At 28.3% G+C, this 14,104-nt stretch carries 12 protein-coding genes and 1 pseudogene; 8 read left to right on the forward strand and 5 right to left on the reverse strand.

The window, feature by feature from the left end; genetic code table 11:
- A pseudogene (locus BMW96_RS07700) lies at positions 1–420 on the forward strand (hypothetical protein); the annotation flags it as partial.
- A gap of 305 nt (positions 421–725) precedes the next feature.
- On the opposite strand, the gene BMW96_RS07705 reads toward BMW96_RS07700, so the two are convergent.
- The 4 genes from BMW96_RS07705 to BMW96_RS07720 all read right to left on the reverse strand — a co-directional run bounded on the left by BMW96_RS07705 (position 726) and on the right by BMW96_RS07720 (position 5,200).
- Positions 726–3,083: a homocysteine S-methyltransferase family protein gene (locus BMW96_RS07705; protein WP_092354158.1), complete on the reverse strand. Its 2,358-nt coding sequence runs from the start codon at positions 3,081–3,083 to the stop codon at positions 726–728.
- Positions 3,065–3,697 carry a vitamin B12 dependent methionine synthase gene (locus BMW96_RS07710; protein WP_092354160.1) on the reverse strand — a complete coding sequence of 211 codons (633 nt, stop codon included), beginning with the start codon at positions 3,695–3,697 and terminating at the stop codon, positions 3,065–3,067. Before BMW96_RS07710 ends, BMW96_RS07705 begins: the two co-directional genes overlap by 19 nt.
- On the reverse strand, positions 3,690–4,580 hold the full coding sequence (gene metF, locus BMW96_RS07715) for a methylenetetrahydrofolate reductase [NAD(P)H] (protein ID WP_092354162.1): 891 nt from the start codon (positions 4,578–4,580) through the stop codon (positions 3,690–3,692). The genes BMW96_RS07710 and metF overlap by 8 nt, the downstream gene beginning before the upstream one ends.
- Positions 4,581–4,651: 71 nt before the next feature.
- A complete protein-coding gene (locus BMW96_RS07720) occupies positions 4,652–5,200 on the reverse strand; it encodes a DUF1836 domain-containing protein (RefSeq protein WP_092354164.1) in 549 nt (182 codons plus the stop codon).
- A 125-nt stretch (positions 5,201–5,325) separates the two neighbouring features.
- Between BMW96_RS07720 and trhA the strand changes: the two genes are divergently transcribed.
- The 4 genes from trhA (at position 5,326) to BMW96_RS07740 (ending at position 7,897) form a co-directional block, all read left to right on the forward strand.
- A complete protein-coding gene (gene trhA / locus BMW96_RS07725) occupies positions 5,326–5,979 on the forward strand; it encodes a PAQR family membrane homeostasis protein TrhA (RefSeq protein ID WP_092354166.1) in 654 nt (217 codons plus the stop codon).
- 68 nt (positions 5,980–6,047) lie between these two features.
- A complete protein-coding gene (lspA, locus tag BMW96_RS07730; RefSeq protein WP_092354168.1) occupies positions 6,048–6,533 on the forward strand; it encodes a signal peptidase II in 486 nt (161 codons plus the stop codon).
- Positions 6,520–7,440 (forward strand): RluA family pseudouridine synthase, encoded by a 921-nt coding sequence (locus tag BMW96_RS07735; protein WP_092354170.1) that lies wholly within the window; start codon positions 6,520–6,522, stop codon positions 7,438–7,440. The genes lspA and BMW96_RS07735 overlap by 14 nt, the downstream gene beginning before the upstream one ends.
- Positions 7,433–7,897, forward strand: coding sequence for a deoxycytidylate deaminase (locus BMW96_RS07740; protein WP_092354172.1), 465 nt, complete (start codon positions 7,433–7,435; stop codon positions 7,895–7,897). Before BMW96_RS07735 ends, BMW96_RS07740 begins: the two co-directional genes overlap by 8 nt.
- A 381-nt stretch (positions 7,898–8,278) precedes the next feature.
- Here BMW96_RS07740 and BMW96_RS07745 read toward each other — a convergent pair whose 3' ends face one another.
- Positions 8,279–9,070 (reverse strand): ribonuclease HIII, encoded by a 792-nt coding sequence (locus BMW96_RS07745; RefSeq protein ID WP_092354174.1) that lies wholly within the window; start codon positions 9,068–9,070, stop codon positions 8,279–8,281.
- Between the two features lie 107 nt (positions 9,071–9,177).
- On the opposite strand from BMW96_RS07745, the gene BMW96_RS07750 reads away from it, so the two are divergent.
- The 3 genes from BMW96_RS07750 to uvrC are packed head-to-tail and all read left to right on the forward strand — an operon-like array spanning position 9,178 to position 14,073.
- Complete coding sequence (locus tag BMW96_RS07750) at positions 9,178–9,987, forward strand: CvpA family protein (RefSeq protein WP_092354176.1); 810 nt, start codon at positions 9,178–9,180, stop codon at positions 9,985–9,987.
- Between the two features lies 1 nt (position 9,988).
- Complete coding sequence (locus BMW96_RS07755; protein ID WP_092354178.1) at positions 9,989–12,301, forward strand: endonuclease MutS2; 2,313 nt, start codon at positions 9,989–9,991, stop codon at positions 12,299–12,301.
- Positions 12,301–14,073: an excinuclease ABC subunit UvrC gene (uvrC, locus tag BMW96_RS07760; RefSeq protein ID WP_092354180.1), complete on the forward strand. Its 1,773-nt coding sequence runs from the start codon at positions 12,301–12,303 to the stop codon at positions 14,071–14,073. The genes BMW96_RS07755 and uvrC overlap by 1 nt, the downstream gene beginning before the upstream one ends.
- Positions 14,074–14,104: the final 31 nt, after the last annotated feature.

The following is a 14,104-nucleotide window of genomic DNA, read 5'->3' on the forward strand; positions in this document are numbered from 1 at the left end:
GAAAGGTTATGTTATCTGTTTATAAAGAATGAATATACTGGTATAATAAAAGAGAAAGAAGAAGACATAATCGGGATGGTGGTAAAGATGTATGACAAGTTTAGAAATAATGAGCCAATGTGGTCAATAGCGAATCAGTTAGCATTAGCAAGAATAAGAACAGAATCATTTAAAGATGAGTATCACAGTAAAGGATTAGAAGAAGGTATTGAAATCGGGATAAAACAAGGAATTGAAAAAGGAATGAAAGAGGGATTAGAAAAAGGAAAAAGAGATATTTATATAGAAATGATTAACGGAAGATATCATCAGGAATGTAGAGAATGGATAGAAGGATTAAGTGAAAAACAGTTAAAATTAATAAACAAATATATATTTGAAGAAGATGAATTTGAAGTATTTAAAAGAAAGAATAGATAATAGTAATTAGCAAAAAAGACAATCGCATTTTGATTGTCTTTTTAATAAGATTTTTCAACAATTTGAACACAAATATAAAACTTTAGGTGGATAAAGAAGGGTAATTCAAATATTGGAATTTTTTGCTTGTGGGCTCGCTTCTTTACATAATTGATCAATTCTTTTGGCACAACCAGACATAAAATAATTGCTTGTAAATGGTTGTGTTTGACTATTGTTGTTCATAGTCAATGGTATTTTTTATATTTTAAAATGCTTTTATAGTTTTTTAGAGAGGGAGAATATTAATAATTCTCAAGATTTTTTTAGTCTATAATTTGATTCATTAGCTCTACTGCTTCCATAGCATCTTTAGAATAATAATCAGCATTAATTTCTTTAGCAAAATCAGCTGTTAAAACTGCACCGCCAACAAAAATAGGACACATATCATTAATCTGTTTTAACATGGTAATTGTTTTTTCCATCGAAACAACGGTTGTAGTCATCAAAGCACTTAGACCAATAGCCTTAGGCTTGTGTTTATAGAAAGCTTCAACAACGGTTTCTGGAGGAACATCTTTACCTAAATCAATCACTTTATATCCATAGCTTTCAAGAACAACTTTAACAATATTTTTACCAATATCATGGATATCACCATGAACAGTTGCCATGATGATTGGTCCTTTATTAGTAGCGGTTTCTTTAAAAGTATCTTTAATAGTGCTAAAAGCTGCTTTTGCAGTTTCTGCAGATTGAATTAATTGTGGTAAGAAAATGATATTTTTTTCGTATTGTTTACCAACCATATCTAAAGCTGGAATTAATATATTATTAATGATTTCTAGACCAGATGTTGTTTTAAGGAGTTCTTTAGTTGTGTTTACGGCTTCATCTTTTAAACCATGTAAAACAATCTCATTTAAACTAAAGTTTGTAGTTTCTTTTTTTGTTACTGGTTCTTGATTTGACTGATGTTCGATATAAATAGAAGCATCATGATCATAATTATATAATACATTAAAAGCATCAATTGTAGCCATAAGCTGAGAATCTAGAGGATTGATGATTGGTAAATCAAGTCCTGCTGATAATGCCATAGCTAAAAATGTTTTATTTAGTAAAGGCCGATTTGGTAAACCAAAAGATACATTACTAACACCTAAAACAGTATGTACTCCTAATTTTTTAACCATAGAAACGGCTTTGATTGTTTCCATAACTTCTTTTTGTTGGGCAGAAGCAGTTAAAACTAGGCAGTCAATAACAATATTATCTTTTGAAATACCATAGTCTTCAGCTTTTTTAATAATCTTTTTTGCAATTTCAAAGCGATCTCTAGCTAATGGTGGAATACCATTTTCATCAAGCGTTAAACCAATAACAACACCACCATATTTTTTAACAATTGGAAAAATTGTATCCATTGTTTCATCTTTACCATTAACAGAATTAATCAATGGTTTACCATTATAATAACGACAAGCTTGTTCAATAGCTTCAAAATTACTACTATCTATTTGTAGTGGTAAAGAAATAACTTCTTGTAATAATTTAATTACATGTTTCATTATCTTTACTTCATTAATTCCAGGTAGACCAACATTAACATCAAGTACATGAGCTCCAGCTTGTTCTTGTTTAATTGCTTCAACAATTAATTCATCATATCGTTCTTCTTTTAGAGCTAGTTTTAATTTCTTCTTTCCTGTAGGATTTAGTCTTTCACCACATACTACAACATGATGATCAAATTCAACTGTTTTAGTTCCGCTTGATACTCTTGTAGCATTAATAGGAGTCAACTTTATTTTTTTACTAGGAAGATTTTTTTTCAAAGCAGCAATAAATTCTGGAGTTGTACCACAACATCCCCCAATGATACTGACACCATTGATTACATGTTTTAAACTTTCGTTTACGAAAGTTTCTTTATCCATGTTGTAACAAGTTTTTCCTTCTACTAAACATGGTAATCCAGCATTTGGCTGTATCATTACAGGAACTGTAGCTGTTTTTAAAATATCATTAATAATTGGTGTTAATTCAATTGGTCCTAAAGAACAATTAACACCTAAAACATCAACGTTTAAACCTTCTAAAACATTAACCATTGTAATAGGATCACATCCTGATAATGTTCTTAAATTACTTTCATATGTCATAGTGACAAAGATTGGTAGATTACTATTTTCTTTAGCTGCTAAAACCCCAGCTTTTACTTCATAAATATCAGTCATGGTTTCAAATAAAACAGCATCAACTTTATCTTTAGCTAAAAGAACTTGTTTTTTTATAATCTCATAAGCTTCATCAAATGTTAGGGTTCCCATTGGTTCTAGTAATTGTCCAATTGGACCAATATCTAAAACAATATAACTATCATTTTCTCGATTAGCTTTTTTTCGAGCAATAATAGCATTGTTAATGGCAGCTTCAATCATTTCATCATAACGATAGGGAGCATCTTTCATTTTCAAGGGATTAGCACCAAAAGTATTAGTAGTAATGAAATCAGCTCCAGCATTTAAATAATTAAGGTGAATATTTTGAATTAATTTGGGATTAGTGATATTTAAACATTCAGGAATATCTCCAGCCTTCAATCCTGCCTCTTGTAATTGAGTTCCCATTGCTCCATCAAATATAAGTATTTCTTCTTTTAATCTTTTTTGTAGCATCGTTGTCCCTTCTTTCTATATATACAATTTTCTAAATTTATACATGAAAAACAATGTTTGTTTAGTTTTTCATCACCAATACCAATTAAACCAATCATAGATTTTTGTGGTAATAACAAATTATTCTCTTGAACTGTTAAACCAATATGTTTATCACAATTTAATGCATTGACTAATTTTTTATTAATCTCAAGTGGGACATTACCATATCCAGGGCAAAATCGAAAGGTATGTTTGCCAAAATTTTGCTTTTCTTCAAATTCATCACATTTAATTTCAATGTAACTACTAGCCAAAGCATCCATAACAGTCATTTTAGTCATATCAATTATTGCATAGTAACGTAATAACTTATCTAATTCAATTCCTAAGGTACAAGCAATGACTACTACTTTGTCACAACTATCAAATAAATCAATTAAATCAGAATATTCAAGGGATAAATTTAATTCTTTAATTAATAAAGGATGATGTTCTAATGAAAAAATTTGATACATAAATTTAGGTTTTAATTTTTCAATTTCCAATAAACATTCATTTAAAAGTTTATCTGTTTGTTGATCAACTTGATTATTTAAGTAGCCTAAATACTTTAACGCATTTTTTTTAATCATTGATAAATTCGGCAAAAATATTATTTGTTCTAAGCAAGATTTCTTTAGCTATTTCAGGTTTATTCATTGTATAAAGATGAATTCCATCAACACCATTAGTAATTAAATCAATAATTTGATAAGTTGCATAATTCAGGCCTACTTCTTTCATTGCGTAAGGATTATTTTTAAAACGTTCAATCATTGCAGATAAATTATAAGGAATATTACAGCCGCTTAATTTAGCTATATTTAATAATGATTTAGAATTAGTAGCAGGCATTATCCCAGCAATAATAGGTACATTGATGCCTCTAATTCTAGCTTCTCTAACCAAACGATAATAATAGTTGTTGTCAAAGAAAATTTGAGTGATTAAATATTCGGCACCAGCATCAACTTTTTTCTTTAATGCTTGTAGATCTTCTTCTAAGGAAACAGCATCTTGATGTACTTCGGGATAGCAGGCTCCACTTAAACAAAAAGTATCAGGATAATTTTTACTGATGAATTCATTTAATTCACTAGCATATTTATAATAGTGAGGGGCGTTTACTGGATCATATCCTTTAGGGTAATCACCTCGTAATGCTAAGATATTCTCAATGTTATTTGTTTTTAATGAATTGATGATACGAGTTAGTTGTTTTGGAGTAGCATCAATGCAGCTTAAATGAGCGACAGCTTCAATATTATAATCATTTTTTATCTTAGAAGCAATTTCTACTGTATTTTCAGTAGTAGAACCTCCAGCTCCATATGTAACTGAAATAAAATCTGGTTTAAGTTTTGCTAATTCATCAATTGTATTATAGATAGAACTTATATCTCCATCATGGTTTTTAGGAGGAAAGATTTCAAATGATAAAGTAGGTCGCTGATGTAATAAATCAATAATTTTCATATGTATATTCTCCTTAAATAAATTATGTTAATTATAAAAAAAACAAGAGTTTTAGTCAACTAAAACTCTTATTACTTAGTTAAATCATAATAGTTATCTATAATTCCTTGAATAATACTTGTTAATTGGTTAGATAGTGATGATAATGCCATAATTGTAATTAGCCTCTGGTCATTATTATTGATGTCTAGATTAAAAGTATTGATTATTTTTAAAATTAATGGTTTTAATTCTTCATTTTGAACTTTTTTTATTTTAATAAATTGTTCATAGATATTTTCAAGTGAATCATCATTATCATAAATAGGAGCTAAGATATGTTTGATTTCCTGAATTGTAATTGTATTTTTTAAATTATAAATCAATAACATACCAATTATTTGTTCCTTTGTATATTTTTTTCCTTTTACAGGTTTAATTATACCAGCTTTAGTATAATTATTAATCATTGTTTTAGTTAGAAGTTTATCTTCATTATAACGCTTATTATCTTGAAGATGTTCTTCAAAGAGGGTCATGATTTGATCCATATATAAATCTAATGAAGGTATATCAGATGCTTTTAAATCACTTTTATTTACAACTTTATCAATAATCTCTATTAATTCTAATTTTTCCATAGGATCACCTCATTAATATTTTATCTTATTTTAATAAATATTTCAAGATATGGTTGACATGGATGTAATAAATGATATTATATCTATATAATACAGTTATCAAAACCACATAAGGAGGTTGTGTGATGAAATTTTTTAGAAGAGCGATGGATCCAGTGAGTAGTGAGACACATTTTATTGGTGCAGCTTTATCATTAGTGACATTAATAATAATGATGGTTGTAGCAATTATTGATGGTTCAAATCAGCAAACAATAATTGGAATTACTGTTTTTGGTTTATCGTCAATTTCTTTGTATAGTGCAAGTTGTATCTACCACTATTATAATGCTAGTGAGGATAATAAAATAAAATTAATTTTACGAAAACTAGATCATTCAATGATTTATGTATTGATTGCCGGAACGTATACACCAATATGTTTGTCTTATTTGGAATTTCCACATAGTTTATATTTTTTAATTGCTATTTGGTTAATTGCCATTATTGGAATTATTATAAAATTATTTTGGATGAGGGCACCACGATTCATTTCGACAATATTTTATCTCTTAATGGGGTGGGCATTGATTTTTGATTTACCCGCTTTTTCTGATGTGCCATTAGGGTGTTTTGGATTAATTGCTGCAGGAGGAATTAGTTATTCGATAGGGGCAGTTATTTATATTTTAAAAAAACCTAATTGGTTTAAAAATTTTGGTTTTCATGAATTATTTCATATTTTTGTAATGGTTGGTTCTGCTTTTCATTTTCTGGCCGTTATTATTTATATTTTATAAAGGGCCTTGGCTCTTTATTTTATTGTGGTTATTGAAAGATTATTGTATAATGGCGGTGGGTGATAAAAATGAATTTAACAAAAAGAAATAAATTATTATATTTAATTACATTGATTGTACTAATTGGTGGTGATCAGTTTACAAAACATCTAATCTCATCATCGATGCAATTAGGGCAATCACAGGAAATTATTGATAACTTTTTTTATTTTACATATGCTCATAATACTGGGGTAGCTTGGGGAATGTTAGCAGGACATTTATGGTTGTTTATCATTGTTGCTTTGATATCAGCTGTTTTAATGATTATCTTTTTTAAACGGACTAGAAAAGAAGAAATACTAACACGATTTGGGTTAGTCCTTACATTTGCTGGAATGATTGGTAATTTGGCTGATCGTATAGTATTAGGATATGTTCGTGATTTTATTGATGTGATTATTTTTAATTATAATTTTCCAATTTTTAATATTGCTGATGTGGCAGTAGTAATTGGGGTAGCATTGATAATTATTGAAATTATTTTTGAGGAGCACATACATGGAAAAATATAATATAATAGTTGATAATGAAGATAACTTTCGACTTGATAAAATAATTGCTTTAAATATGAAAGATTTATCAAGAACTATGATCCAGGAGATGATAAATCGTGGTCTAGTTAGTGTTAATGGTAAAATAACAAAAGCCAGCTATAAAACTAAACTTAATGATCAGATTGAAATTATGATTGAAGATAATACAGAGTTAGATATAGAACCTGAAAATATACCCTTGAAGATTGTTTATGAGGATAAGGATATAATTGTAGTTGATAAACCAACAGGAATGATCGTTCATCCTTCACCAGGTATTATAAAGGGGACTTTAGTTAATGCATTATTATATCATTGTAAAGATCTTTCAGGTATTAATGGGGTAAATCGTCCAGGAATTGTACATCGGATTGATAAAGAGACAAGTGGATTGTTGATGATTGCAAAAAATGATGCTGCTCATCGTTCATTATCTAATCAATTAAAAACACATAGTGTTACAAGACGGTATGTAGCGCTTGTACATGGAGTAATACCTCATGTCCAGGGTAAAATTGATGCCCCAATCGGACGAAATCCAAATGATCGTCAAAGTATGACTGTTACTAGAACTAATAGTAAAAATGCAGTTACTAATTTTACGGTTATAAAACGTTATAAAAATATGAGTATGATTGAGTGTCGTCTTGAAACAGGACGAACACATCAAATCAGGGTTCATATGAGTTATATTGGATATCCAGTATATGGTGATCCTAAATATGGTCGGCGTAAGGATGATTTTAGCTATGGGCAATTTTTACATGCTAAAAAATTGGGTTTTATTCATCCAACAACACGAAAATATATGGAATTTGAAAGTGAATTACCAGATTATTTTAAAGACAAATTAAATGAATTAGAGGAGGAAATAAAAGATGAGTAAAGTAATTAATTGGACTCAATACTTTATGGGAGTAGCTAAGCTTTCTGCATATCGTTCTAAAGATCCTAATACCCAGGTTGGAGCTTGTATTGTTAATAATGATAATAAAATAGTTGGTGTTGGTTATAACGGTTTACCTTGGGGGTGTGAAGATAGTGAATTTCCTTGGCAAGTTAGAGAAGGGGAGTTATATGAGACTAAATATCCTTATGTAGTTCATGCGGAATTAAATGCGATTTTAAATAGTACAGGAAATCTAAAAGGGTGTCGAATATATGTTTCATTATTTCCATGTCATGAATGTGTTAAAGCAATTATTCAAAGTGGTATTAGTGAAATTATTTATGAAGATGATAAATATAATGGAACTGATAGTGATCGAGCAGCTAAAAGAATGCTTGAAGCAGCAGGTGTTAAGTATACTAAAGTAGAACCATTTGTAATTGAGGTTAAATAAAGACCTCTTTTTTTGTAATAGTTGATTACCAGCATTAGATATGTGATTTTATATTGAATTGTAGTGATGATTAAATTTGATATTATTTATTGTAATTTTAGGTAAATTATTTTATTTCATGGATTTTTAATGAAAATACAAAAAAGCTTTAGAAGTATTAATTATTGTAGGTAAAAAGTAGATAAGATAGTTATTTTTGCTAAAAATCACAAATATGATGAAACAATATATGAAATAGATATCTGTTATTAAAATAAAGTGTAAAATTGTATATTAAGAGGTTTAGATAAAGAGAGAGAAAGATTACAGCGTTTGTTTTTTAGTGTTTTTTAGTATATTTTAAAGTATATACAGCATAATAAAAAGGATAACTATGTTATCCTAGATTAAATCTTTAATTCTTTTGTAATTAGTCATGTTAGTTTTTGTAACTTTGAATAACATTTTAGGTCCATATTTCTTTGCAATTTCAATTGCAGTAGTATCAACACTATTACTATTACCATGTGGCAATTTCATTTTTAGACTACGTGACATATTGGTAAAATATTGCAAATAGGCATATCTTGATAAAATCATTGAACAAATTATGGCTAAATACTTTTCTTCACCTTTTTGAACAAAGGTTAAGTCTTTAACAACGATAACTTCATTTTTTAAATAATTATAATAAGTTTTTGGTGAAACAAACTGATTAACTAGTTTGTTTTTAACAGGCATACCTACTTTTTGCATAACATTAGTTACGGCTTGATTATATAGCTTTGCTTTGATATTAGCCAAATTGTTCCCTGCTTTTACCATAGCATTATAATGCGAATTATCAAGAATCAACAAACTATAAATAAGTCGATCTTTTATTTCTCTAGCGATGCGAACAAGTTCATGGTTATCCATATCTTTTGGATCACGTACCCCAATGCTAAGCAGCCATTCAAAATCACGTTCATCTATGTAACAGGCTACAACACATAAAGGTCCAAAAAAATCACTAGATCCTGTTTCATCACAACCAATATGATTAATGTTTATATAATTATGAGAATTGTTTTGAATATCATCATTACCATTGGCTGTACTAGAGTCGCTAAAAGCTACAAGTTTATCGTAAGCATGCATATTAATAATATTCATTCTTTTTGAACTATTATTTCTTACTACATTCATGTTCATTACTTGTCCTCCTAGTCCTACTAACTTAGTATAACATATTTTTAAACTTTTTGACAGTATAAATTTGTTTTGCTACAATGTGTATTAAAAGAAATTGAGGTGTTTTCATGAATTTTGTAATAAATTCGCTATTTATTGACATAGTTATTACTTTTATTTTGTTATTAATGCTGATTTTTGGATATTTTAAGGGATTCGTTTATCGTGCTTATGATTTGGTGGCTACGATTATATCACTATTAGCAGCTTTATATGGATCTTCTCCATTATCTAATCTTTATACAATATACGAAGTTACAGGACTTGGTGAGGCTGTTGGTAAGGTAGTAAATCGGTTTATTATTTTTATTATTTTATTTATTGGATTAAAAGTAGTATTATTATTAATTGGAAAGATTATTAAACCTTTATTAAAAAAGGTTATTTATAGTTTTAAGTTATTTGAACAATTAGATAGATTATTAGGAATTGTTGCTAGTTTTTTTGAAGGAGTAATCATGATTTATCTGGCATTGATTTTTATTATCATGCCAATTGTGCCTGGAGGTAAAGAAAATGTAGAAAAGACAGTTGTAGCAAAAAAAGTATTAGAACTTGTACCAACGGTTACAAATGAAATTGAATCTTTAGATGTAATTAGTGAGGTAATTAATGATGGAATAAATTATGATAGTTTTGATGCTGATAGCATTTATACTATCACTGTTTCATTAAATAATGCCTATGATAAAGGATTACTTAGTCAAGAAGATTTAGAAAATTCATTATTAAAATATTATCGTGATATTGATAATATAGAAACACCAATCATATTAAATAAGTCACAGTATGATGAAGTAGAAAAATTGTTATTAAAAATAGATCGTAGTAAAATAGATATAGATAAAATATTAAATAAGATAATAGTGAGTGAGTAGAATGAAAAATACATATGATACATTAGAGTTTAATCAAATAAAAAATAAGGTTGAAGCATTTTGTATTAGCTCTTTAGCTAAAGATAAAATAGAGACTTTACAACCTTATCAGGATTTAGAAGATTTGAAATTAGATCAAAAATATTTAGATCAAGCAATGTGTTTGATTTATAAATATGGTCGCTTACCAATGGGGTATTATAATGATGTTGAACCATTATTATTAAAAGCAAATAAAGATGGAACTTTATTTGGTGAAGACTTTGTTCAAATTGTTTATTTATTGAATAATGTCAAAGAAATAATTAATTATTTATCAGATAAAGAAATTAAAGAAAATGAATTAGTTAATTTATGTAATCAGTTTATATTACCAAAACAATTATTAAAAGAAATAAATCGTTGTATTGATAGTAGTGGTAATGTTTTAGATAATGCTAGTAAAGAACTTAGAAGAATTAGACGTCAAATTTTATCAATTGAAGCTAACATTAGAACAAAAATTGAACAGGTAAAAGCTGCAAATAAAGATTATTTATCACAAGAAGCTATTTCTAGTCGTAATAATCATTTAGTATTACCTGTTAAAGCTGGTAATAAAAATATAGTTAAAGGAATTGTTCATGCAGTTTCAGCTACAGGACAGACGATGTTTATTGAACCTGAAATAATCGTTTCAATGAACAATCAACTAGTTCATGCTCGTGATGATGAATTAAGAGAAATAAATCGAATTTTAACAGAATTATCAAGAATGGTTAAAGATAATTACGATTTATTACATGAAAATCAAGAATTGATGGTAGAAATAGATGTTATTTTTGCAAAGGCTGGATATGGTGTACAAATCGATGGAGTTGTTCCAGAGGTATGCGAGGATTATAGTAGTTTTAGTTTAATTAAAGCACGTCATCCATTAATTGATAAAGATAAAGTAGTTGCTAATAGTATTATTTTAAATGAGCCTAAGCGAATGTTACTGATTAGTGGATCTAATACAGGAGGAAAAACAGTTGTCTTAAAAACTGCAGGATTACTTAGTTTAATGGCTTTATGTGGAATGGCAGTTCCTTGTATTCAAGCTGTAGTTCCGATGTTTGATCAGATCTGTGTTGATTTGGGTGATGAACAGTCAATAGAACAATCATTATCAACTTTTTCTAGTCATATGAAAAGGCTAGTTGAAATTACTAATGATGTAAGTGAAAAATCACTAGTATTGTTAGATGAAATTGGTTCAGGAACTGATCCAAAGGAAGGTCAGAGTATTGCTGAAGCCATTTTACGTTATTTACATAAGGTTAATCCGTTAATCGTAGCTTCAACTCATTATTCAGGGTTAAAAGAATTTGCTAAAAATGAAGAATATATTTTAGTTGCAGCAGTTGAATTTGATCAGGAAAAGATGATACCAACATATCGTTTGATTGAAGGTAGTGTAGGAAATTCTTATGCGATTGAAATTTCTTCACGATTAGGTTTAAAAGAGGAAATTGTTGAATTAGCATATCAAATTAAAGAAAACAGTTTAACTGATAGTGATAAATTACTTGAAAAATTACAAGATGAGTTGACTCAGGTTCAACTTGAAAGGGATCGTTTAGAGTTATTGACTAATGAAGCAAAAAATAAAATGAACCGATATGAGCGTTTAATTAATAATTTTGAAAAACAAAAAGATGAATTAATAGAAAATGCTAAACAGCAAGCTAATCAGTTATTGGAAGATTCTAAACAGGAAATAGATCTGGTTGTTGAGGAATTAAAAAAACAAGCTGAATTAAAACAACATGTAGTAATTGAAGCAAAACGAAATCTTGATTTATTAAAACATGAAGAAAAGAAAATCATTAATGAAGAGAAGCATGCTTATCAAGTAGGAGATATCGTTAAAGTATTGTCTGCTAATCGTCAGGGTGAAATTCTTTCAATTAATAAAAAAGGAATATTAACAATCAGCATGAGTGGATTGAAATTAAATGCAAAACCAGAAGAAGTTATTTTTGTTTCTAAAAAAATCAAACCTAAAAAAGTTAAATCTAATCTTAAATCATTGCGTAAATCAACTAATCAAAGTTATGAATTAAATATTATAGGTAAACGTTATGAAGAAGCTATGCTTTTAGTTGATAAATTTTTAGATGATGCTTTAGTTAATAATTATTCAATGGTTAGGATCATTCATGGAATAGGTACAGGAGTACTTAGAAATGGAGTGAAAAAAATGTTGGAGAAAAATAAAAATGTTGTTAGTTATCGTGATGGAGGACCGAATGAAGGAGGACTAGGGGCGACCTTAGTTTATTTTGAATGATGGATCGTAAAATGATAAAGAACAAGCTTTCATTATTACCGCTACAGCCTGGGTGTTATCTAATGAAGGATAAAGATGGAACGGTAATATATGTAGGAAAAGCTAAGAAGTTAAAAAACCGTGTTTCTTCATATTTTGTAGGAGCTCATAATTATAAAACAACTAAATTAGTTCAAGAGATTGTTGATTTTGATTATATTGTTACAGACTCAGAAAAAGAGGCATTACTATTAGAAATTAATTTAATTAAAGACTATTCACCTAAATACAATATTTCGTTTATGGATAATAAATATTATCCATATATTCAATTAACTAAAGAAAGACATCCTCGGTTAAAAATAGTTAGAAATGCTCAAAATAAAAAGCACAAACATTTTGGTCCTTTTCCTGATGGAACAGCAGCAAGAGAAACATTTAAACTTTTAAATCGCTTATATCCATTAAGAAAATGTAATCATATTCCTAAAAAACCATGTCTTTATTATTCCTTAAATCAATGTATAGCACCATGTATTAAGGAAGTAGATGAACAAAAATATAAGGAAATTACTTCAAGTATTACAAAGTTTATTCAAGGTGATACTAAACAAATAATTAATGAATTACAAGAAAAAATGTTTAATGCAAGTGAATTACAAAATTATGAATTAGCTAAAGAATGTCGGGATTTGATTAATCATATTCAACATGTTACAAGTAAACAGCATGTGCAGTTTAATGATTTAGTTGATCGAGATATTGTTGGATATTATCATGATAAAGGATATTTGTGTTTACAATTGTTTTTTATGCGAAATGGAAAACTTTTAGCACGAGATTTAAATCTAGTACCTTTACAAGATGATTTTCAAGATCAGATAATTACTTTTCTAGTACGGTTTTATCAGGAAAATACTGAGCCAAAAGAGTTATTAGTTCCTAAGGAACTAGATGTAACTTTATTAGAAGAGATAATTAATTGTAAAATTATTAAACCTCAGAAAGGTAATAAGGCTAATCTTGTTTCTATGGCTAATGATAATGCTAAAGAGCAGTTAGAAAAAAAGTTTTTATTAATTCAAAAAAATGAAGCAGCAACAATTGGGGCAATTAAACAATTAGGGGATTTATTAAATATTAAATTGCCAAGAAGAATTGAATTATTTGATAATTCTAATATTCAGGGAGCTTATGCAGTTGCGGGAATGGTTTGTTTTAAAGATGGTGTTCCTTCTAAAAAAGATTATCGAAAATTTAAAATTAAAACAGTTGAAGGTCCTGATGATTATGCTAGTATGAAGGAAGTTATTTATCGTCGGTATTTTCGGGTTTTAATGGATGGTTTAGAAAGACCAGATTTGATTATTGTTGATGGTGGCAAAGGTCAAATAAAGGTTGCTAAAGAAGTTATTGATAGCTTAAATATGGGGATCATGGTTTGTGGTTTGGCTAAAGATGATAAACATTCTACTTCGGTATTATTAGATAGTAGTGGAGAAATTGTGGAAATTAATAAAAAAAGTGAATTGTTTTTCCTGTTGACAAGGATGCAGGATGAAGTTCATCGTTATGCAATTAGTTTTCATAAAAATGTACGTTCTAAATCTTTATTTCAATCAATATTAGATAATGTGGAAGGGATTGGTCCAAAACGTAAAAAACTGTTATTAAAAGAATTTGGTAGTGTTAGACAGTTAAAAAAAGCGAATTTAGAACAATTAGAGAAAGTTTTACCTAAAGAAGTAGCATTAAATCTTTTTAATATCTTAAAAATTGACACCGATAAATAAATGTTTTCATATATTACATTATGAGGTGAAG

The organism is Thomasclavelia cocleata (genome assembly GCF_900102365.1).
GTDB classification, from domain to species: Bacteria; Bacillota_I; Bacilli_A; order Erysipelotrichales; family Coprobacillaceae; genus Thomasclavelia; species Thomasclavelia cocleata.